The 19,931-nt window shown below is 56.8% G+C and carries 22 protein-coding genes and 1 riboswitch; of the genes, 8 read left to right on the top strand and 14 right to left on the bottom strand.

The window, feature by feature from the left end; all coding sequences use genetic code 11:
• The first annotated feature begins 25 nt into the window (after nucleotides 1-25).
• A complete protein-coding gene (locus tag QZQ97_RS12155) occupies nucleotides 26-943 on the top strand; it encodes an alpha/beta fold hydrolase (protein ID WP_311993623.1) in 918 nt (305 codons plus the stop codon).
• An 89-nt stretch (nucleotides 944-1,032) separates the two neighbouring features.
• Here the strand turns inward: QZQ97_RS12155 and QZQ97_RS12150 are convergent, their stop codons facing one another.
• Nucleotides 1,033-1,974, bottom strand: a complete 942-nt coding sequence (locus tag QZQ97_RS12150; protein ID WP_311993622.1) for a LysR family transcriptional regulator — start codon at nucleotides 1,972-1,974, stop codon at nucleotides 1,033-1,035.
• Nucleotides 1,975-2,061: 87 nt separating this feature from the next.
• Between QZQ97_RS12150 and QZQ97_RS12145 the strand changes: the two genes are divergently transcribed.
• On the top strand, nucleotides 2,062-3,003 hold the full coding sequence (locus QZQ97_RS12145) for an MBL fold metallo-hydrolase (RefSeq protein WP_311993621.1): 942 nt from the start codon (nucleotides 2,062-2,064) through the stop codon (nucleotides 3,001-3,003).
• A gap of 9 nt (nucleotides 3,004-3,012) precedes the next feature.
• Here the strand turns inward: QZQ97_RS12145 and QZQ97_RS12140 are convergent, their stop codons facing one another.
• On the bottom strand, nucleotides 3,013-3,177 hold the full coding sequence (locus tag QZQ97_RS12140) for a YnfU family zinc-binding protein (protein ID WP_311993620.1): 165 nt from the start codon (nucleotides 3,175-3,177) through the stop codon (nucleotides 3,013-3,015).
• Nucleotides 3,178-3,485: 308 nt separating this feature from the next.
• The gene (locus tag QZQ97_RS12135; protein WP_311993619.1) at nucleotides 3,486-4,550 is read right to left on the bottom strand and encodes an aldo/keto reductase; all 1,065 of its coding nucleotides are present in this window, start codon (nucleotides 4,548-4,550) and stop codon (nucleotides 3,486-3,488) included.
• Between the two features lie 97 nt (nucleotides 4,551-4,647).
• Between QZQ97_RS12135 and QZQ97_RS12130 the strand changes: the two genes are divergently transcribed.
• The 3 genes from QZQ97_RS12130 to QZQ97_RS12120 all read left to right on the top strand — a co-directional run bounded on the left by QZQ97_RS12130 (nucleotide 4,648) and on the right by QZQ97_RS12120 (nucleotide 8,319).
• Entirely contained in the window at nucleotides 4,648-5,559 is a 912-nt protein-coding gene (locus QZQ97_RS12130; protein WP_311993618.1) for a LysR family transcriptional regulator, read from the top strand.
• A gap of 130 nt (nucleotides 5,560-5,689) precedes the next feature.
• Nucleotides 5,690-6,241 (top strand): flavodoxin family protein, encoded by a 552-nt coding sequence (locus QZQ97_RS12125; protein ID WP_311993617.1) that lies wholly within the window; start codon nucleotides 5,690-5,692, stop codon nucleotides 6,239-6,241.
• A 629-nt stretch (nucleotides 6,242-6,870) separates the two neighbouring features.
• On the top strand, nucleotides 6,871-8,319 hold the full coding sequence (locus QZQ97_RS12120; RefSeq protein WP_311993616.1) for a GGDEF domain-containing protein: 1,449 nt from the start codon (nucleotides 6,871-6,873) through the stop codon (nucleotides 8,317-8,319).
• A 5-nt stretch (nucleotides 8,320-8,324) separates the two neighbouring features.
• Here QZQ97_RS12120 and QZQ97_RS12115 read toward each other — a convergent pair whose 3' ends face one another.
• On the bottom strand, nucleotides 8,325-8,486 hold the full coding sequence (locus QZQ97_RS12115; RefSeq protein ID WP_164713297.1) for a YnfU family zinc-binding protein: 162 nt from the start codon (nucleotides 8,484-8,486) through the stop codon (nucleotides 8,325-8,327).
• A gap of 143 nt (nucleotides 8,487-8,629) precedes the next feature.
• Entirely contained in the window at nucleotides 8,630-9,109 is a 480-nt protein-coding gene (locus tag QZQ97_RS12110; protein WP_126486273.1) for a cold-shock protein, read from the bottom strand.
• 289 nt (nucleotides 9,110-9,398) lie between these two features.
• On the opposite strand from QZQ97_RS12110, the gene QZQ97_RS12105 reads away from it, so the two are divergent.
• On the top strand, nucleotides 9,399-9,908 hold the full coding sequence (locus QZQ97_RS12105; protein WP_311993615.1) for a VOC family protein: 510 nt from the start codon (nucleotides 9,399-9,401) through the stop codon (nucleotides 9,906-9,908).
• Between the two features lie 34 nt (nucleotides 9,909-9,942).
• Here QZQ97_RS12105 and QZQ97_RS12100 read toward each other — a convergent pair whose 3' ends face one another.
• The 5 genes from QZQ97_RS12100 to QZQ97_RS12080 form a co-directional block, all read right to left on the bottom strand.
• Nucleotides 9,943-10,770 (bottom strand): amino acid ABC transporter ATP-binding protein, encoded by an 828-nt coding sequence (locus QZQ97_RS12100; protein WP_311993614.1) that lies wholly within the window; start codon nucleotides 10,768-10,770, stop codon nucleotides 9,943-9,945.
• Nucleotides 10,771-10,779: 9 nt separating this feature from the next.
• Nucleotides 10,780-11,667 carry an amino acid ABC transporter permease gene (locus QZQ97_RS12095; protein WP_006319863.1) on the bottom strand — a complete coding sequence of 296 codons (888 nt, stop codon included), beginning with the start codon at nucleotides 11,665-11,667 and terminating at the stop codon, nucleotides 10,780-10,782.
• 42 nt (nucleotides 11,668-11,709) lie between these two features.
• The gene (locus QZQ97_RS12090) at nucleotides 11,710-12,237 is read right to left on the bottom strand and encodes a GNAT family N-acetyltransferase (RefSeq protein ID WP_311993613.1); all 528 of its coding nucleotides are present in this window, start codon (nucleotides 12,235-12,237) and stop codon (nucleotides 11,710-11,712) included.
• 131 nt (nucleotides 12,238-12,368) lie between these two features.
• On the bottom strand, nucleotides 12,369-13,694 hold the full coding sequence (locus QZQ97_RS12085) for an LLM class flavin-dependent oxidoreductase (RefSeq protein WP_311993612.1): 1,326 nt from the start codon (nucleotides 13,692-13,694) through the stop codon (nucleotides 12,369-12,371).
• Between the two features lie 198 nt (nucleotides 13,695-13,892).
• Nucleotides 13,893-15,056, bottom strand: coding sequence for a M20 peptidase aminoacylase family protein (locus QZQ97_RS12080; protein WP_311993611.1), 1,164 nt, complete (start codon nucleotides 15,054-15,056; stop codon nucleotides 13,893-13,895).
• Nucleotides 15,057-15,402: 346 nt separating this feature from the next.
• Between QZQ97_RS12080 and cspE the strand changes: the two genes are divergently transcribed.
• Nucleotides 15,403-15,612, top strand: a complete 210-nt coding sequence (gene cspE / locus QZQ97_RS12075) for a transcription antiterminator/RNA stability regulator CspE (protein WP_002210315.1) — start codon at nucleotides 15,403-15,405, stop codon at nucleotides 15,610-15,612.
• A gap of 68 nt (nucleotides 15,613-15,680) precedes the next feature.
• Here cspE and QZQ97_RS12070 read toward each other — a convergent pair whose 3' ends face one another.
• The 4 genes from QZQ97_RS12070 to QZQ97_RS12055 all read right to left on the bottom strand — a co-directional run bounded on the left by QZQ97_RS12070 (nucleotide 15,681) and on the right by QZQ97_RS12055 (nucleotide 19,439).
• Nucleotides 15,681-16,871: a multidrug effflux MFS transporter gene (locus QZQ97_RS12070; protein WP_311993610.1), complete on the bottom strand. Its 1,191-nt coding sequence runs from the start codon at nucleotides 16,869-16,871 to the stop codon at nucleotides 15,681-15,683.
• A 6-nt stretch (nucleotides 16,872-16,877) separates the two neighbouring features.
• On the bottom strand, nucleotides 16,878-17,474 hold the full coding sequence (locus tag QZQ97_RS12065) for a TetR/AcrR family transcriptional regulator (protein ID WP_311993609.1): 597 nt from the start codon (nucleotides 17,472-17,474) through the stop codon (nucleotides 16,878-16,880).
• 292 nt (nucleotides 17,475-17,766) lie between these two features.
• On the bottom strand, nucleotides 17,767-18,150 hold the full coding sequence (gene crcB, locus QZQ97_RS12060; RefSeq protein WP_006319870.1) for a fluoride efflux transporter CrcB: 384 nt from the start codon (nucleotides 18,148-18,150) through the stop codon (nucleotides 17,767-17,769).
• Between the two features lie 77 nt (nucleotides 18,151-18,227).
• Nucleotides 18,228-18,290, bottom strand: a riboswitch (Fluoride riboswitch).
• A gap of 87 nt (nucleotides 18,291-18,377) precedes the next feature.
• Entirely contained in the window at nucleotides 18,378-19,439 is a 1,062-nt protein-coding gene (locus QZQ97_RS12055; RefSeq protein WP_311993608.1) for a diguanylate cyclase, read from the bottom strand.
• A 219-nt stretch (nucleotides 19,440-19,658) separates the two neighbouring features.
• Between QZQ97_RS12055 and tatA the strand changes: the two genes are divergently transcribed.
• Nucleotides 19,659-19,871 (top strand): Sec-independent protein translocase subunit TatA, encoded by a 213-nt coding sequence (gene tatA / locus QZQ97_RS12050; RefSeq protein WP_311993607.1) that lies wholly within the window; start codon nucleotides 19,659-19,661, stop codon nucleotides 19,869-19,871.
• Nucleotides 19,872-19,931 lie beyond the last annotated feature (60 nt).

Below are 19,931 nucleotides of genomic sequence, written 5' to 3'. Positions count from 1 at the left end.
GTTACCCGCCATTCTGGAGAGTACAATGAGTGAACACTTTGACCAACTTATCGAACAAGCCTACCGGCAGTATCGTGGGCCGGCTTATATGCGTTCACCGGCCGTATCCTGCATTAAAATGGGTATTAGGTTGATGGATTTTGTGGTGCCTGGCCCAACGGCCGCTTACCTTGGCAAACGTTTTTTCACCCCACGCCGCGTCCCGATGCGTGAAAGCGATAAACAGACGATGGGGATGGCGAGCAGCGTTACGTACATCACCCTGAGCAACGATAAGCAGGCGGTGGTCTATCACTGGGGGCAACAGGGGCCAAAGGTGCTGTTGGCGCACGGTTGGGAGTCGCGGGCATCGCATTTCTCGCGTTTGATCCAGGTATTGCTGGAGCGAGGCTTCCAGGTTATCGGCTTTGACGCGCCTGCACACGGGGATGCGGAAGGTGACCAAAGCAGCATTGTCGAGTTTATTGAAATCATTCAGCAACTGGAGCGGCAAGAAGGCGGGTTTGACGCGATCGTGGCCCACTCCTTCGGCGGCCTGTCGGTGATCAACGCGGTGAAAGCCGGGCTGCGTACCAAAGCCTTGGTGATTGTCGGCGCGCCCACGCATTTTAGCGGCCTGGTGACCAAGTATGCTTCTATCCTCAATTTGCCGGCGCGCCAGCAGCAACGTTTACGGGGCTACATTGAGCGTTACTTTGGCATTGGGGAGGCTGTTTGGCAGCGTTTCAACGCCTATGAGGGGCTGCGGCAGATCGAGCAACCGGCGTTAATCATCCATGACAGCGCCGACGATATCGTGCTGGACGTGGAAGCCGAATGCCTGTCCCAAGCCTGGCCTGCCGCCTGTCTGGTGAAAACCCAGGGGCTGGGGCATAACCCGCTGCGCCGCCCGGGGGAGGGCATAGATCTGGTGTTGGCGCATCTGGCTCCGCTTCAACCTTAACCGGCGCCATTCTTGTCGGGAGTGCCCGATAGCCTGGATAATGGCTGTCGGGCAGCACAGCTCTTCTTTCTTTTTCTCCCTCGCCTGCGTTACCTACTCCGTTGAATCAGCGTGGCGGGCAATCCCCGCACCACCTCCAACAACCACAATAAGGCCGGATCCTGACTGCGTTTGTGGTGCCACAGCATTGCTACCTCGAAGGGCGGGATCTCGAGCGGCAGTTCGCTGCGTTTCAGGCCGTAATTCTTGCTCCAGCTTTCGGCAAGCCCTGCGGGCACGGTGGCGAATACCGGGGTGTTTTGCAGTATGGGCGGCAGCGCGGCAAAGTGCGGGGTGGTGTAGCGTACCTTGCGTTGCAACCCCTCAGCGGCAAGCTGTTGGTCAATCACGCTGGCGTTCGCGCCACGGTAAGAAACCAGCAAATGGTCGTTGGCAGTGTAATCCGCCAGCGACAGCGGTGTGGGAAGGGCCAATTGCGCCGGGTGCCACAGGGTGCAAAAGCGCATGCGGGTCAACACCTCACGTTTTAGCCAGTGCGGGCCGTCGGGCGCAACGGAAAGCGCCAGGTCTATGCGGTCCTTCTCCAGCGCATCACTGTCCTGGAACGGATCGGTGGCGATAACATTCAGAGTGATGCCGGGTGCCTGTTGTTTCAGTGCCACCATCAGTGACGGCATCAGCCACATTTCGACCCAATCGGCCATACCCAGCCGAAAGCTGTGGTGTGCAGTGGCGGGGACAAAACCGGGTGGCTGGAACAGCACCTGTTGCATGTTTTCCATCAGCGGCGTCAGGGCCAGTACCAGTGCTTGCGCCCTGGGGGTCGGCTCCATGCCCTGCGAACTGCGGACAAACAGCGGGTCATCGAACATATCGCGCAGGCGCGCCAATGCTCCGCTCACCGCCGGTTGCCCCAGGTACAGCTTTTGCGCCGCGCGCGAGACGCTGCGTTCGCGAAACAGCACCATCAATACCGTCAGCAGGTTCAGGTCGATACGGCTAAAATCATTTTCTCTGATGTTCATAATCATTCCAATCGATTTGAATGATGTTACCTGGCACTACCATAATCCCCGTCAGCGTTAAAGGCGACGCAATTTCTTATTGAAGGGGATGTTATGAAACGATTTCGTGCACTGGTACTCGCCGGCTTACTGTTCACCACCGTCGCTGCGGCGGATACTTTGGTTCAGGCACCTGGCTATTACCGTATGCCGCTGGGCAAGTTTACCGTTACTGCGGTGTCCGACGGCACCGTGACCATCCCGCTTGATACACTGCTTACCCGCGTTTCGTCGCACGTGCTGAAGCAGCGCATGGCGGAAGAGTCGATGACGCCGCAGGCGGAGACCTCGATCAACACCTTCGTGATCGATACCGGTAAACAGCGGGTGCTGGTGGATACCGGCGCCGGGCCGCTGTTCGGTAAGGCGGGCGGGCATCTGTTGGCAAATCTGCGCGCGGCAGGTTATCCGGCGGAAACGATAGACGCGGTGCTGTTGACGCACGTGCATGGCGATCACTCCGGCGGGGTATCGCTGAACGGTAAACCGGCGTTCCCTAATGCGCAGGTGTATGTCGATAAAAAAGATGTGGATTTCTGGCTGAACCCCGCCAATATCGGCCGGGTTGAAGACGGCCAAAAGCACACCTTTAAGGAGTCGGCAGAGGCGCTGAACCCGGTTATCACCGCCGGCAAACTGAAAACTTTCACGGCGCCGCTAACGGTGATAGCGGGTATCCGCGCGCTCCCGGCACCGGGCCATACGCCGGGTAGCGTGGTCTACCGGGTAGAAAGCGAAGGGCAAACGCTGGTGCTGTGGGGGGATATTATCCACGCCAAGGCGGTGCAGATGCCGGACCCTGAGGTGGCGATTCATTTCGACGTCAACCAGCAACAGGCGGTACAAACGCGCGAGCGCATTCTGGCGCAGGTTGCGCGTGAAGGGGACTGGGTGGCCGCGGCCCATATTTCATTCCCCGGGCTGGGGCATGTGAAGGCCGAGGGAAAAGGCTACCGTTGGATAGCCGCCAACTACACCACACAGTTGGCGCATTGACGGAGGGGGTTACTTTTCTTCTCCAGGGCGGAAATAGTGCCCGCATTTAGGGCAGATCATGGTGATATTTTTGCGCATCTTGCTGCTGCTTTGTTCTGAGACGTAAGCGCATTTTGGGCAAGTCACTTTTACGGATGTGGCGCTGAACATCTTAAGGGCATCAAAGATAGACATATCTTTCACCGGGTAGATGTAGGGGTTATCAGTATACCACCCGGCGCTTTCAATAGCCCTGAATCGATTATTTATTAGTCGGTTGTGTGAAGTGGATAAGGCGCTACGCCCGTCCCTGAGCGCCGGGCCAAGGTCAACATGTCACATTTCCATCCGGCGTTACATCTGCCGGAGCAACCTTACGCAGGAATGACAATTCTATACATAGGGATTGGTAAGGTAGTTCTACCCGATGATGTTGTGTGTTAGTCCCTGTAGTGTATTACCCCATCCCTGTTAAGTTTATCCCGCCTCGTGCGGGATTTTTTTTATCTGCGCCCGGCGATATTCAGGCCGCCGAACATGATGTTGCGAGTGGTCGATAGCGTCAGAAAATCATGCGGGAAGCCCAATTCAATCGCGCTAAGCGCATCCAGCCGTTGCCACTGATCTTCCGCCAGCCTGACCGCCAGCGCGCCGAGGTTGTCATCCAGTTGCGTCAGCGTGCGTGCGCCGATAATCGGGGCGGTCACCGCCGGGTTGCGCAGCGTCCAGGCCAGCGCCACTTGGGCGGGCGTGTAACCGGCTTCGCGGGCGATATCGCTCACGGCATCGGTAATGTCGAGGTTGTGGGCGGTCAGCGTTCCTTTGGTGCGTACGACCTCGCGTCGGGTACCTGTTTCATCCCCTTCGGGATGCAGATCCTGCCGCCGGTATTTGCCGCTCAGCACACCGCCCGCGAGCGGCGACCAGGGGATCACGCCCAACCCCAACTCTTGCGCCATCGGGATCAATTCGCGCTCCACCGTGCGTTCCAGCAGGCTGTATTCGATCTGCAGACCGATCAACGGCGACCAGCCGCGCAAATCCGCCAGCATCTGCATTCTGGATGCCTGCCAGGCCGGGAGATCCGATACCGCCAGGTACAGCACCTTGCCGGCGCGCACCAGATCGTCCATCGCGCGCATGATTTCCTCCACCGGGGTGGTGTAGTCCCAGGCGTGCAAATAGAGCAGGTCGATATAGTCGGTGTTCAGGCGCCGCAGGCTATCCTCCACCGATCGCACCATGCTTTTGCGGTGATTGCCGCCGGAATTCGGGTTATCGGGCTGCATCGGCAAGGTGTATTTGGTGGCGATCACCAGGCGATCGCGGCGCCCGGCGGCGAATTCGCCGACAAAGCGTTCGGCGCTGCCTTCGGTATAGCGGTTGGCGGTATCGATAAAGTTGCCGCCGTGGTCGACATAGGTGTCGAACAGGCGGCGGGCCTCGTCCTGTTCCGCTCCCCAGCCCCAGTCGGCACCGAAGGTCATGGTGCCGAGCGCCAGCGGCGAGACGCGCAGGCCGGAGCGGCCCAGCAGGCGATAACTGTCCAGCGATAAGGATGTGTTCATGGGCGTTCTCCTGTTGATGTTGATTTCAAGATAGACCCGGCGGGCTATTCACGGAATACGCTATAATCTTCATGAATTATTAAGTAATGGAGGCATAATGAGAGGAAGTGAATTTGCAGAGCTGCGCGCTTTTGCCGCCATTGTTGAACACGGCAGTTTCGCCCGCGCCGCCGTGCACCTGGGCATGAGCGCTTCCGCGCTTAGCCAGACGCTGCGCAATCTGGAAAGCCGTTTGGGGCTGCGGCTGCTGAACCGCACTACCCGCAGCGTGGCACCCACCGACGCCGGGGCGCAGATGTTGGCGCGGCTGTTGCCGGCTATCGCCGAAATCGATGCGGCGGTAGCCGTGGCGGTCAACCAACGCCAGCTACCCACCGGGCGTTTGCGGCTCAATATTACGCGGATCGCCGCCATGCATTTTTTGGCGCCGTTGATTGCGCCGTTTCATCGGCAGTACCCGGATATCCTCCTCGATCTCAACGTGGAAGATCGGCTGGTGGACATTGTCGCCGGCGGTTTCGATGCCGGCGTGCGTCTGCATGAAAAGCTGGAAAAGGACATGGTGGCGATCAAGCTTGGCGGAGACCTTCGGATGCGGGTAGTCGCCTCCCCGGCGTATCTGGCTCGTCATGGCCAACCGCAGGCGCCGCGCGAGCTGCGTCAACACCTTTGTCTGAATTTTCGCTGGCCGACCAATGGCAATCTTTACCGCTGGGAGTTTGAGCGCGATGGGGAAAAGTTGGATATCGCGGTAGAAGGGCCGGTGATCGTCGACGAACCGGAGATCCTGGTGCGGGCGGCGCTGGACGGCGTGGGCATCGCTTATCTGTTTGAGCATCAGGTAGCCGCCGCGCTGGCCGACGGCCGGCTGGTGCCGCTGTTGGATGCCTGGACGCCGCCTTTTCCCGGTTTTTACCTTTACTACCCCGCCAACCGACAAATGCCGCGCCCGCTGCGCGCGTTTATCGATTTCGCCCGGCAGCAGGGCACGCAAGGCAGCGGCGCGTAAAACAGCATCCGGTTTTTTGAATAACTCCGTCAGATAAATTGGGTATTCACCTTGCGGCCGCTTGAGTAGATTGGATCAGCGTATTTACGGGTGCCGCCGGCACCCCGATGCAACTACCTGGGAGTTCCTTATGGCGAAGACAGTGGTGATTTTTCATTCCGGCTACGGCCACACCGAGCGTTTGGCGCGCGTTGTGGCCGAAGGCGCAGACGCTGAGCTGATCGCTATCGATCAAGACGGCAATATCAGCGAAGAAGCCTGGCAAAAACTGGATGAGGCCGATGCCATCATCTTTGGTTCGCCAACCTACATGGGCGGCCCGTCGTGGCAGTTCAAGAAATTTGCCGACGCCAGTTCGAAAGCCTGGTTCACGCGCAAATGGCAGGACAAGGTGTTCGGTGGTTTCACCAACAGCGCCAGCCTGAACGGCGACAAGCAGGTTACTCTGATCGCCCTGCAAACGCTGGCTTCACAGCATGGCGGTTTGTGGGTCAGCCTGGGGCTGCCGCCGGCCAACAGCAAAGCGGCGCAGCGTACCGATGTGAACAATCTGGGCGGCTCTGTTGGCCTGCTGGTACAGACGCCTGCCGATGCCGGCGTAGATGAAATGCTGTCGGGGGATTTGGAAACCGCCAAATTGTATGGTCAGCGCGTCGCGAGCATTGCCGCCAAACTGGCGTGATCCTGCTCCCCATCACGCCGATGGGAGGAACGCGCCGTTCATTTTTTCTGCACATTTGGCGTGTAAACTGCGAAGTGTTATTAGCCTGCTTGGGCTAACACTGCATTTCGGACAAATATTCCCGGTTCCTAGACCGGGTTTTTTGTTGCTAAGGTCCGCTTAAGCTTCCGTCGATATCATGAACAGCAGCACAGGCATGCAATGGCTGTGTCGTAACTGTCAATTTGCTGCTCTTCAAGCGAGCCCGCTCTGCGGGCTTTTTTTATGTTTCCGGTTCTAATTGCGCTTCCGTGTGACTTGCTGGAAAATAATCTGCGGCACAATAGGGTAAATGAAAATATCCATTTTATTATTGTGGTTTTTAGGTTTGTGCGGATCCGCAGCGGCTTAGGCTATGCTGATAGATATCGTTGAACATTATTCTGCGGATCGGTGTGAATGCGTTTCACACGGAGTTGTGCTGATGGCCGTGGTGTTAAGAACATTCTGTTAAATAAAAATGAATGTCTCTTTGTTTTTGATACATCTGTATTTACTGGTTGAGAACGGGTTTTTTGTCCTCCTTATCATGCCGGGCGAGGGAATATGCAGACAATTGCTCTGGTTATTATGAATGTATGGGTAAGGTGATGAACGCCAGAATAAATGCCAAACATGGCCTGCCTGTTACTCTCCAGCTGATCACTCTTTTTCTGCTGGCGTTTTTGCTTTCCTTGCTGGGTATATTTACTCGTCCGATTGGATCCCTTTCCCTGTTTTGGCCGGTGAATGCGATTTTACTCGGCCTGCTCTTGCGCAAACCCGCCTATGCCACGCCGCTGGGCTGGCTAACCACTTACCTTGGCATGATTGCCGCCGATTTGACGACCGGCGAAGCGCTGCCTTTGGCGATGTGGTTGAATGCCTGCAATATGTCGCTGATCGCCACCGGTTACTGCGTGATGCTGCTGTTACCGCAGTCGCAGCGCAGAATGGGCAAGCCACAGGCGATACTCTATATGTTTACCGCCAGTCTGATTGGCGCGGCGGTGGCATCGACCCTGTCGATACTGCGCAGTGACAGCCTGTACAATAATACCGTGATCACGGCCTGGCTGGCATGGTTCAGTGAACAATTCTCCACTAACCTGCTGCTGTTGCCGGTGTTCCTGGCGGCGCCGCGGCTGAAGCAACTGCTGCGCATGCCGATCAACTGGCCGCTGCGGGCCGGCATGCCGCTGTTGGCGCTGTTGTTTTCCTTGATATTCAGCGTGTACATCGGCGGCCCGGGGGCGATTGCCTTCCCGATCCCGGCGTTGCTGTGGTGTGCGGTCCGCTACCAGTTGTTCACCGTGACCTTGCTGACGCTGTTGACCGGCATGACCGAAATCAGCAGTATCTCCGCCAACCTGATGCTGTATGAAACGCCGAACAACCACAACGCATTCCTCGATACCCTGATGTCCGCCCGCTTGGGGATCGCCATGCTGGTGATGGGGCCGTTGATCCTCGCCAGTTCGATAGCCGTCAACCGCAAGCTGATGCGCCGGCTGGAACACAGCGCCAATCACGATTTCCTGACCGGGGTGCTGGCGCGCAGTGCGCTGACGCAAAAGGCCGGCGAACTGCTGGAGCACAAATATAAATCGAAGGAGGCGGTGTCGCTGCTGTTGATCGATATCGACCATTTCAAGTTGATTAACGACACTCACGGCCACGTAGTGGGCGATCAGGTATTGGCTTCCTTCGCCCACATCGTCAGGCGTGAACTGCGGCACGATCAGCTGTTTGGCCGTCTCGGCGGGGAAGAGTTTGCGATTATGCTACCGCGTGCGCTGGCGGCGCAGGGGGTGGCTTTGGCGGAGCATTTGCGGCAACTGGTGCAAAAAACCGATCTGTATCCCGGCGGCAAAACGCCGCTGAAAATCACCATCAGCGTAGGCGTCGCCAGCCTGGCAATGAATGAAGTGAAGTCGCTGGAACAGCTGATGAATATGGCGGACATTGCGCTTTATCGCGCCAAATCTCAGGGGCGCAATCGCGTAGAGTCGTTTAACGTGGTGAGTGGCAACAGCGTCGGGCACATTATGTTCAGATAAGGGCTTCAGTTCTGCCTGGGTTCAAATCGGGTACCGCAGTTTGGGCAGATCAGCATAACGTTTTGCCGTAGCGTCGCGCATTTTTGGCTGGTGACGTAGGCGCATTTGGGGCAGGCAATATTGGTGGAGCGGTTGATAAAGCCTTTAACGCTGCTGGAATCGGTCATATAGCACGGCCTGTGTCAGGTGAAAACCCACGCTAGCACAGGTGATATCAAATTGCTTCGATTGTTTTATACCCGCCGCCTTTCAAGCCGCAGCGTTGTTGGCTGCGACTCGAAATTCATGGGGTAGAGGCGTTAGGCGGTGATTAGAGGCTTTTCAGCACTTTCAGCGTTTCATCCATGTCGATCTCCTGTTCGGAGAAGGTATGGGTCGCGTTCTGGAAAGTGGTGATGGTCAGCATGCGCAACGTCTGCATGGTTTGCGGCGCTTCTTCGGACTGCGGACGGATACGGTTCATCAGCAGGCCCACCGAGAGTACGGTGTTTTCTTTGTCGACGTCCGCTTTCACCGGCACTTCTTTGGTGAAGGTATTGAAGGACTTGATGCTGGTGATCTTGATTCTTTCGTTGGCGATGATGATGTATTTGCTCGCCGCCTGCACCTTGACCGCATACGCCGAAGGGCCTTTGGTGTTGTTGGTCGGTTCGAAGGTCACCGCCGCGTTTTTCTTAATCAGCTCCGGGTTTTGCACTTTAATCACGTGAAAATAACGATTTTCCCCGTTCTCATCGGTAATAAAGCCGAAGCCTTTGTCTTCAAAAAAAGTCGTTATTTTGCCGTTCATCATCATTCTCGTTAATTCGTTCAATACAATATTTATCCCCTGTGAATTTCAAGTTGCAGCTAGACGACGGCTCGCTCACGCCAGGCGCTTACTTAAGCAAGTAACCGGGGGGCGCGAGTGCAGGCAACAACGCTGCGGCTTGAAAGGCGACAGGGATATGATAGCGCGGAATGCCTTGCAGTGACAGGTTACGCACTCCGGTTTTGATAATGCGATAACGGCATTTAGCGGGTTTCCGGCCACATGCTATTTTCAAGCTGACTGTATTCAAAGCGGAAAGGGAAAATCGATGGGAATTAAACGGCTTAACCACGCGGTGCTGTATGTCAGCGATGTGCAGCAAAGCGCGAATTTTTATCATCAGGTGCTGGGGTTTAAGCTAAAACCTTCGGGCAGCCCCGACAAAGCGGTGTTTACCCAGGCGGCCGACTCGGATAACGATCACGATCTGGCGCTGTTCAGCAAAAATCTCGGGCAACAGCGGGCCGGAGTGTTCCGTGCCAACGGTGAACCGCCGGCGGAAAACGAGCCACCGGCCGGGTTGTACCATCTGGCGTGGGAAGTCGATAGCCTGGATGAACTCGAACGCATTCGCGATCAGCTGGCGCAGCGCGGTATTCTCGGGCTGGAGGAGGATCACGGTGTGCACAAGAGCATCTACGGTCACGATCCTGATGGGTTGTTGTTTGAAGTGACCTGGTTTATTCCGCCGGCGCTGCTGACCGAGCAGGATCGCAATCAGCGCGGCATCAAGCCGCTGGATTTCGCTGCCGAGAAACGCCGCTTCGCGGAGGGATAAGACTAACGGACGGGGCGCGGTTGCGCCCCGTGAGTCACAGTACTTTGTTGAGGAAGTTAATGGTGCGATGGTGCTGCGGATGGTTCAGCACCTGCCGGGCGCTACCCTGCTCGACGATCTGTCCGTCGACCATAAACACGATCCGATCCGCCGCTTCACGCGCAAAGCCAATTTCATGGGTGACCACCACCAGCGTTACGCCCAGATCCGCCAGCCCCTTGATCACGTCCAGCACTTCGCCGACCAGCTCCGGATCGAGTGCCGAAGTGGGTTCATCGAACAAAATGACCTTCGGATTCAACGCCAACGCACGCGCAATGGCGATACGCTGCTGCTGGCCGCCGGACAGGTGGCGCGGATAGGCGTCGGCCTTGTGGCGCAGGCCGACGGTATCCAGCAACTGATAAGCCACCTCTTTAGCCTGAGTACGTGAGTAGATCCCATGCACCACCGGTGCTTCAATGATGTTCTCCAGCACGGTGAGATGCGGGAACAGATTGAAATTCTGAAACACGTAGCCGACGTTGATGCGCTGCTTGAGAATGGCGTTCTCTTTCAGTTCATACAGTTTATCGCCTTTACGCCGGTAGCCGACGTAGTCGCCGTCGATGCGGATAAAGCCTTCATCGACGCGTTCCAGGTGGTTGATGGCGCGCAGCAGGGTGGATTTGCCCGAGCCGGACGGCCCGAGAATCACCGTGACCGTACCCGGTTCAAGCGTCAGGCTGACGTCGTCCAGTGCCTTGTGCTTGCCGAAAAACTTGCTCACGTTGCTGATTTCAATCAGGCCACGCGCCGGCACCGGAACGATGTTGCGCACCGGCGCTTCGCGCAGGGCATAGTAATCAATAGCTTCGGACATAAAATCCTCCTAACGTTTTATCCAGCCGGCCAGTTTCTGCCAGGGTGTCGGCGGCAGTTCGCGCACTGCGCCCCGCGCGAAATAGCGTTCAATGTAGTATTGGATCACCGACAGTGCGGTAGTGATGAACAGGTACCAGACGGTCGCGACCATCAGCAGCGGTATCACCTGCTGCGTGCGGTTATAGATGACCTGAATGGTGTAGAACAGCTCCGGTAGCGCCAGCACGTAAACGATCGAGGTGCCCTTGGCCAGGCTGATGATTTCGTTGAAGCCGGTGGGAACGATTGAGCGCAGCGCCTGCGGCAGAATGATGCGGAAGGTGCGGCGATAGCCCGGCAGGCCGAGCGCCGCGGCGGCCTCATGCTGGCCGTATTCCACCCCGAGAATGCCGCCGCGGATGATTTCTGCGGTATAGGCCGATTGCACCAGGGTCAGCCCCAGCACCGCGACGGAAAACTGGCTGAGGATATCGATGGTCGGGTAGCTGGCGAACACCAGCGAGGTAAAGGGAATGCCCAGCGAGATGGAATCATACAGGTAAGAAAAATTATACAAGATGATCAGCACCAGAATCAGCGGCAGCGAACGGAACAGCCAGATGTAGCCCCAGGCCAGCGACGCCAGCAAATAAGAGCGCGACAGCCGCGCCAGCGCCAGCAAGGTACCGAAAATAATGCTGAACAGCGTGCCGAGCAGCGTCAGCAGCAGGGTTTGCCCCAGGCCGGAAAGCACCGCCGGCGCGAAGAACCATTCGGCAAACACGCCCCATTCCCAACGCTCGTTGGCCGCCACCGACTGGACGATCGCCGCCAGAATAAACACCGAAAACAGCGCACCCACCAGCCGCAGCGGGTAGCGTGCGGGAACCACTTTCAACACTTCTTGTTTGGACATCGTATTGCTCCTGAAACAGATAAAGGGAGGGGGCAGGCGCCCCTAGGCAATCTTCCTTTCCGGCGCGCAACAGAGTGCGCCTGCTGTTATCAGGCTCTTGCGAAACGGCAACCGACCGTCGTAGGGCGGGCGGCTGTAAACTTCACTGTCGACGGTGGGATCGAACTGCGGCTGATAGCCGTTGCTCAGGTACAGGCCCACCGCCTCCGGCTGGCGAAAACCGGTGGTCAGGTAGAGCTGGCGGTAACCTTGCTCCAGTGCCAGCGCCTCCAGTTGCTGCAAGACCTTTTGCGCCAGCCCCTGGCGACGCAGGTCGGTTCGCGTCCAGATGCGTTTCAGTTCGGCAGTGTGCGGATCGTAGCGTTTGAACGCGCCCATGGCGATCGGCTCTCCGGCGCGCAACAGCACGATAAATGCGCCCTGTGGCGGGGCGTACAGATCCAGCGTTTCTTGTTCCTGGTCACCAAAATAATCGCCGTAACGTTGACGGTACTCGCCGAACAGTCCTTGAATCACCGGCTCGACCAGCGGGTCGTCCGGCAGCGTTTGAATGAAGACGTCGTTTGCCATAGGTATGCTCCTAGTCGCCCAGAATTTGCTGGTTTTTCGCCACGTGGAGACGGATTTTGATGGCTTTTACATTGATGCCGGGGCCGGTAACGGTTTTTCGCATAGCGGAATATCCCTGAAAAAAAGTATTTTTATTGCGTAAATTGGTTCAGCGGTTGCTTCAGGCCCAGGTGGTCGCGCAGCGTATCGCCGCTGTAATCGCTACGGAACAGGCCACGTTGCTGCAGGATAGGCACTACGCGGTCAATAAAGTGGCCGAAGGAGTTCGGCGTGCCGCCACTGATGATGAAACCGTCGGCGGCCTGGGTATCGAACCAGTTTTGCAGGCCGTCCGCTACCGCCTCCGGCGTGCCGCCGAACACCGGGCGCGGCGAGGCAGCTTCCAGCGCCACTTCGCGCAGCGTCAGATTGCGCTCGCTGGCGTTGCGTTTGATGGCATCGGTGGTGCTGCGGAAGCTGTTTTGCCCCAAATTGCCGATGTCCGGGAAGGGCTCATCCAGCGGATGGCGGGAAAAGTCATAATGCTCGAAATAGCGGCCAAGGTAGTTGAGTGCGTTTTCGATGCTGACCAGGCGTGCGGTTTCCCAATATTGGCGTTCCACGTCTTCATTGTCGTCGCCGACGATCACGCTGACGCCCTGGAAAATTCGCAGATCGTCCGGTTCGCGGCCCTGTTCCACCAATTGGTTTTTTACGTCCTGATAAAACGTCTGTGCCAACTGCTGGGTTTCATGGTGGGTGAAAATGGCATCGGCGTGTTTTGCCGCCAACTGCTTGCCGTCTTCCGACGCGCCGGCCTGGAACAGGATCGGGCGGCCCTGGGGCGTGCGGCCGATATTCAGCGGCCCCTGCACCGAGAAGAACTCCCCCTGGTGGTTCAGGGTATGCAGTTTGCCGGCGCTGAAAAATTCGCCGCTGTTTTTGTTCCGCACAAAGGCGTCACTTTCCCACGAGTCCCACAGCCCTTTGGTGACATCGAGATATTCACTGGCGATGCGATAACGCAGGCTGTGCTCCGGGTGTTCGGTGCGCGAGAAATTCTTTGCCGACCCTTCCAGCGGTGACGTCACCACGTTCCAGCCCGCCCGGCCTTTGCTCAGGTGATCCAGGCTGGCGAACTGGCGAGCGACGGTAAAGGGATCGCTGTATGACGTGGACAGCGTGCCCACCAACCCGATTTTGTCGGTGGCGGCGGACAGGGCGGCAAGCAGGGTCAGGGGTTCAAAACGATTAAGGAAGTGCGGAATGGATTTCTCATTGATATATAAGCCGTCGGCAACAAACACGAAATCCAATTTACCCTGTTCGGCTTTTTTCGCCGTGGCAATATTAAAATCGAGATTAATGCTGGCGTCGGCGGTGGCGTCCGGATGCCGCCAGGCAGACATATTTCCCGATGCGCCATGCAAAATGGCGCCAAGACGCAATTGCCGTTTGTTTTTCGCACTGTTGCTCATTGCTTCCACCCTGTTAAGTGCCGCTGTGGCGCTATCTGTCGAGTCCCCACTATTGATGAGCGCCCTCAGGATGTAAAACAACAAAACAGCATATTCAAATGTTGAAAATAGCAAATATCGTGGCGGGTATGGATAACAGGGAAATAATAATTCGCAGCGCAGAACAGGCTGCGCCGCGAAATAATAATGAGGTGATTTTTACGCCTTGCTGGTGATTTTTTCCGGCGCGGTGGCTAATTGTTGCAGCGTGCGTTCAGCGAGCAGCTCGAAATATTGCGAGGCCGGGAAGATCGCCTGTTCATCCGGGTTAAAGCGCGGATGGTGCAAGCCGAACTCACTGGCTGAACCGATACTGACAAAAGCGCCCGGCACGTGGTGCAGATAAAGCGCGAAATCCTCGCCGCCCATCTGCAGGTCCGCTTCCTCCACCCGATAGCCGGCTTCGGCGGCGACGGTTTTGCTGAAGGCGGCCCAGCGGGCATCATTGATCACTGCCGGGGGGCCAGGCTGCCAGCGCAGTTCCGCTTGGGCGCCAAGCGATGCGGCCACGCCGTTAATGACCTGGCGGATTTTGTCCGGGACCTGAAGACGGACTTTCTCGTTGTGGGTGCGCACCGTTCCTTCCAGTTCTACGGTCTGCGGCAATACGTTCCAGGTGTTGCCCCCCTCGATGCGCGTCACGCTTACCACCAGCGACTCCAGCGAGCTAAAGCTGCGGCTGGGCAGGGTTTGCAGTGCGTTGACAATTTGGCTGGCGGTAACAATGGTGTCTACGCCTTGCTCCGGTTTGGCGGCGTGTGCGCCTTTACCGGTGATCAGGATCTGGAAGCGGTCTACATTGGCGTAAAACGCGCCGGCGCGGGTGGCGAAGGTGCCCGTCGGCAGCTCCGGCGCATTGTGCAGGCCGAATACCGCAGCCACGTTATCCAGAGCGCCGGCGTCGATCAGATGCTGGGCACCGTTGAAGGTTTCCTCCGCCGGTTGGAAGAAAATACGCACCGTGCCGGGGAGTGTCGCCTCGCGCGCTTTCAGCAAATGCGCTGCGCCTAGCATCACCGAGGTATGAAAATCATGCCCGCAGGCGTGCATTACGCCGCTATTTTGCGAGCTGAAGGGAACGCCGGAGATTTCTTCTATCGGCAGGGCGTCAATATCGCCGCGCAGCGCAATGATCGGGCCCTTGCGGCTGCCGATTTCGGCGACCACGCCGGTCTTCAATTCCAGCGGCAGAATACGGATACCGGCCTCTTCCAGCCAGCGGGTGAGGCGCGCGGTAGTGGCAAATTCGTGATTGGACAGCTCAGGGTTCTGATGCAGTTCACGGCGGTAGGCGACGATCTTCTCGGCCAGTTGGCTGGTCATAGTCTTGGCTCACAGTGGTTAATAAGCTCTAACCCTAGTGCAGGGCGGCCGGAAGCAAAAAGACTATCTGGTTATATTTCATAGCGATTATGTCTGCATCATGCCGGTAATGCGCGCTGTTGAGGGCCGAGACAGGCGTTCGGCCGTTGTTCGCCGGGGATTAAAGAGGATTGAGCTGTCAAGATCGGCAACGGCGAGTGGTGCAACAGATTTACAGCGGGCGATACCGATTTTTTCACTTTTTATCGGTTTTCTGTGATCCAGGTTGTGGACAAAATCCGGTCTAATTGCTGTACTGTATTGGACACACATTTTGTGTCTTACATTCACGTTAAAGGTAAGTTTGATGTCTAAGATTAAAGGTAGCGTTAAGTGGTTTAATGAATCCAAAGGCTTCGGCTTCATTACTCCGGAAGATGGTAGCAAGGACGTTTTCGTTCACTTCTCTGCCATCGCTAGCAATGGTTTCAAAACTCTTGCTGAAGGCCAGCGTGTAGAATTTGAAATCACGAACGGTGCCAAAGGGCCATCTGCTGCTAACGTTATCGCTATCTAAGCTACAGTAGCCAAAATTCTTAAAACCCGCTCCTTGAGCGGGTTTTTTATTGCCTTTTCGGCGGTAGCTTACGCCTGTGGTTTGCGCACCAGCAGGGTGAACAGCAGGATGGCGATGGCATAACAGCCGACAATGGTCAGCGCCATCGATATGCTGGAAGTGCCACCCAGCCCGGTGATGGGCACGCTGCACGCGCCGAGCGCGAACATGCACACACCGATCAATGCCGAGGCACTGCCCGCTTTGTCGCCCTGGCTTTGCATCGCCAATGATGACGCCGTTGGGCCGACAATGCCGATCACCGCCACCGAAAAGAACAACGGGACCAGCAACAGCGCCAGCGGCGCGTGCAGGCTGCCTGCCAGCAGCAACAGCAGTGAGGCGACGGCCGCCAATGTCAAGCCGCCTTTCAGCACTTTCCTTTCCCCCCAACGCGCGCTCAGGCGGCTGGCAAGTTGGGCAGAAATAATCAAACCTACGCCGTTAACCGCAAAGCACAGGCTGAACATCTGCGGGCTGAGGCCATAAATCTGCTGCAATACGAAGGGAGATGCGCCTATGTAGGCGAACATCCCGGCCATGACGAACCCCTGCGTCAGGCACAGCCCCATAAACTGACGCTGGGTCAGCAATCCGCCCAGCGACATCAGCATCGCCAAAATGCCGCCCTGGCTGCGGCGTTCCACGGGCAGCGATTCGCGCAACTTTAGGCTCGAAAGAGTAAACAGCAGTACGGCAATGGCCGCCAGTACACCGAAGATCCCGCGCCAGTCCATCAATTGCAGCATGGCGCCGCCCAGCACCGGGGCAATAATCGGCGCGAGGCCGTTAACCAGCATCAGCAGAGCGAAGAAGCGCGTCAGTTCATGCCCGGCATAGAGATCGCGCGCGATGGCGCGGGAGATCACCGCACCGCCTGCACCGGCCAGCCCCTGCAACAGACGGGCAATCAGCAACTGGTCGATATTCGGCGCCAGCGCGCACCACACAGAGGCGGCCAACAACAGTACCAGCGACAGCAGCAGCGGCCTCATGCGGCCGAGCTTGTCGCTGAAGGGGCCAAAAATCAGTTGGCCCACGCCCAGCCCGAGCAGGCCGGCGGTCAGGCTGAGCTGCGCCGTGGCGGTGGACGTATTCAACTCGCCGGCCATTTCCGGCAGGGCGGGCAGGTAGAGATCGGTGCACAGCGGCCCGAGTGCGGCCAGCAGGCCAAGCACCACCGCGTACACCAGACGTTGTCTGGATAATTGTCTGGTCATAGGGAATCAGGGTTTCCTGAACAGGTGAGAGATAGCTTGTTGATATAAACCGCTCAGCAAGCTGACATCGGCTTTTTGCGTGGTAAGGATGCGATAACCGGTGCCTTCGCTCAATACGGCGATAAATTCCACTCGCGCGGCGATTTCCTGCGCGGTGAAATGCGGATACATCCGCTGCAGATTCTGGCAGACATGACGAAACAGCCGCGTTTCCGCATCGCTGAGCATTTTCGCCACCACCGGGTTGCGTGTGGCTTCGGCGGTGACCTCCAGCATCAGCATATGGTCAGTTTCGTTTTCACCCGGTTGTTGGAACAGGGTGCGAGCCGCCAGAGTGCCGGCAATCAGGTTAATGTGACCGCCAAGATCCTCCAGGCGACGCATTTTACTGGCGATGATGCGATTGACGATTTCTTCGATGATCGCGTCTTTATTGGCAAAATAGCGGTAGATTTGACCGACGCTGAGCTGCGAACCCTGGGCGATTTCCGCCATGCTGGCGGCGTGAAAACCATGCTGACGAAAACAGAGTTTCGCCGCATCGACGATTTGATCGCGGCGGGCCTGAGCTTTGGCTTGCCTGCTATCGCTGGTGGATATCATTTCCCGATCCTTTACCAAGAGAGGGGTTCGCGGTTTGGGTGCGAACGTTCATTCTCAATTGTAATGCAAGAACGGCAGAAGGGGAACTCTAAAGCAGGATCCTGGGGGGCGAAGCGTCAGGCGAACAGATAAACCTTGATAAACGCGGCGACAATCAGCAGGCACAGCAGGGTGGCGATCGCTTCAGCGGCGGTTTTGGGCAGGTTAAACATTAGAGTTCTCATCCAGTTGGGGATCCTGGATGAGATTATGCGTGCGGCAGATTAAGGAAACATTAAGAGAACCAAATTAGCTATTGCCCGTTAACCCAGACGACCAGCATAAACGCCAGCAGGGTCATTGCCAGTGAGCCGGCCAGATTGAGCAACATATTGGCCAGCGCCCAGGCGAAGCGGCCATCTTGCAGCAAATACACGACCTCTAGCGAAAAGGTGGAGAAGGTCGTCAAACCGCCGCAGAAACCCGTGGTAATCAGCAATTTCCAGGTGGGGTCCAGGTGCGTCATGCGGGTAAATATCGCGATGGCCAGCCCGATGACAAAACCGCCCACCAGATTCACCGCCAGTGTGCCCAGAGGGATATGCGCGTTAAGCGGGTTCATCTTCATGCTTACGGCCCAACGCAACACGCTGCCGACACCACCGCCAATAAAGACTGCCAGTAAAGAACTCAACATGGTTGAAATACCTTTCACTAAAAGGGGAAACCAAGGCTCAGAAAGGGTCAGGCGCAACGCTACGCACCCCTTTGAGAGGTTACGTAGACATCATCAGCCTGTGAAGGCGGTTATGGAGGAATGTCATCTCCGTTGTTCGGCACCGCTTTTTGCAGTGCAGGCTGGATCTTACACCCGGTCATGCCTGTTTTGTAGTAGAGAGGCGGTTGAAATTGTTAACGTCGGCGTCAGCTGCCGGGCACCGCCAGCTCCAGACGGTTGCGGCCATTGTTTTTTGCCCGATACAGCGCATTGTCGGCGGCTTTCAGCCAGTCCAGGTAGCCGCCCATTTCACCGTGGTAATCGGCTATACCGGCGCTGATGTTCAGCCGCAACTGCGGCGCTTCGCGAAAAATAATGTCATTCAGACGTTTCTGGATACGCAGTAGCGCAATGCTGGCCTGCTCGGCACTGGTGTTCGGCAGCACGGCGCCAAATTCGTCACCGCCGTAGCGCCCAACGATATCCACGGCGCGCAGGCCAATTAACAGCTCTTCTGCCAGCACCGCCAGCGCCTCGTCGCCCAGCGCATGGCCAAAGGTGTCATTGATGGTTTTAAAACGATCGATGTCTATCAGGATCAGGGTCGCGGTGTGTTGGTAACGGCGGCAACTGTCGAATTGGTGATGCAGTAAATGCTCCCAATGGCGGCGATTGTACAGCCCGGTCAGGCCGTCGCGCATGCTGATGCGCAGCAGCTCTTGTTTTTTCTGCGCTAACCGCTTGGCGGTGCGGTACGTGACTAACCCCAGCAGCGCCGGGTAGAGATAAATCATCGGCAGGCACAGATAGATCTGCAGCGGCGTGCTCTGCGGTTGGAAGGGAAAGCCCAACAGGGCGCTGACCATCAGGGCTCCGGCCAACTGGGCAGCCAGCCCTTTAAAGAACAGTGACTTACCGGCTGCGGCAATGTTGTTCATGCCCATCATCGACAGAATGACCACCGACGGCAAGGCATTGAAAGCCATCATGGCTGCCCACAGACCGCCAAAAAACGAGTCGATCAGCAGATTGCGGGTTTCCGCCTTGAAGGGCATGGCAGAGCGGCATGCCCATTGGTAAGCGATATGCGGCCAAATAAAACCGTGAAAAATCAGCAGCCCCCACACCCAGGGGCCAGGCTGCTGCGAATAGAGCACCGAGAACACACAGAGAAAACCGATCCCCAGGCCGACGATGCGTGGCAGATAGGTACGTCTGGCGAAGCTGAGGCCGGATCGTCTGGTATCGATAACTGATGGTGCATACATCCTGCGGCTCCCTGATAGGTGTAACGACAGCGTACCATGCAGTGCGACAACTCAGAATAGTCTGATTAATGCTCAATGCATTTAAAAGAGGTATCGGCGCAGTGATCTCACTCTGTTACATGTTGCTGTTGTCTTGGTTTAGCGAAAGTAGGTAAATAACCTCAGGCAAGGTTTGTTTTTTCGCTGCGTCTGCAGCGCTATATGAATAAGAAGGTGAGTATGGAAGGTATCAGTATTACCAAACTTCTGGTGATTGCGGTGTTGATCATCTTGCTGTTCGGTACCAGCAAACTGCGTACTCTGGGCGCCGATCTGGGCGCTGCGCTGAAGGGCTTTAAAAAGGCCGTGGGCGATGACACTACGCCACCGCCGGCAAACAATGCGGCAGAAAGCCAATCCAATCCGCAAAGCGTCGAAAAGAAAGACCAGTAATTACTTTTTCTGCGCAGCAATAAAAAACGGATGCCGCAAGGACATCCGTTTTTGGCGTTT

The sequence above is a fragment of the Serratia sp. root2 genome (genome assembly GCF_031931805.1).
Taxonomy (GTDB): domain Bacteria; phylum Pseudomonadota; class Gammaproteobacteria; order Enterobacterales; family Enterobacteriaceae; genus Serratia; species Serratia inhibens.
Note: the sequence above shows the minus strand (reverse complement) of the source record. Positions and strands in the feature narration are given on the sequence as shown.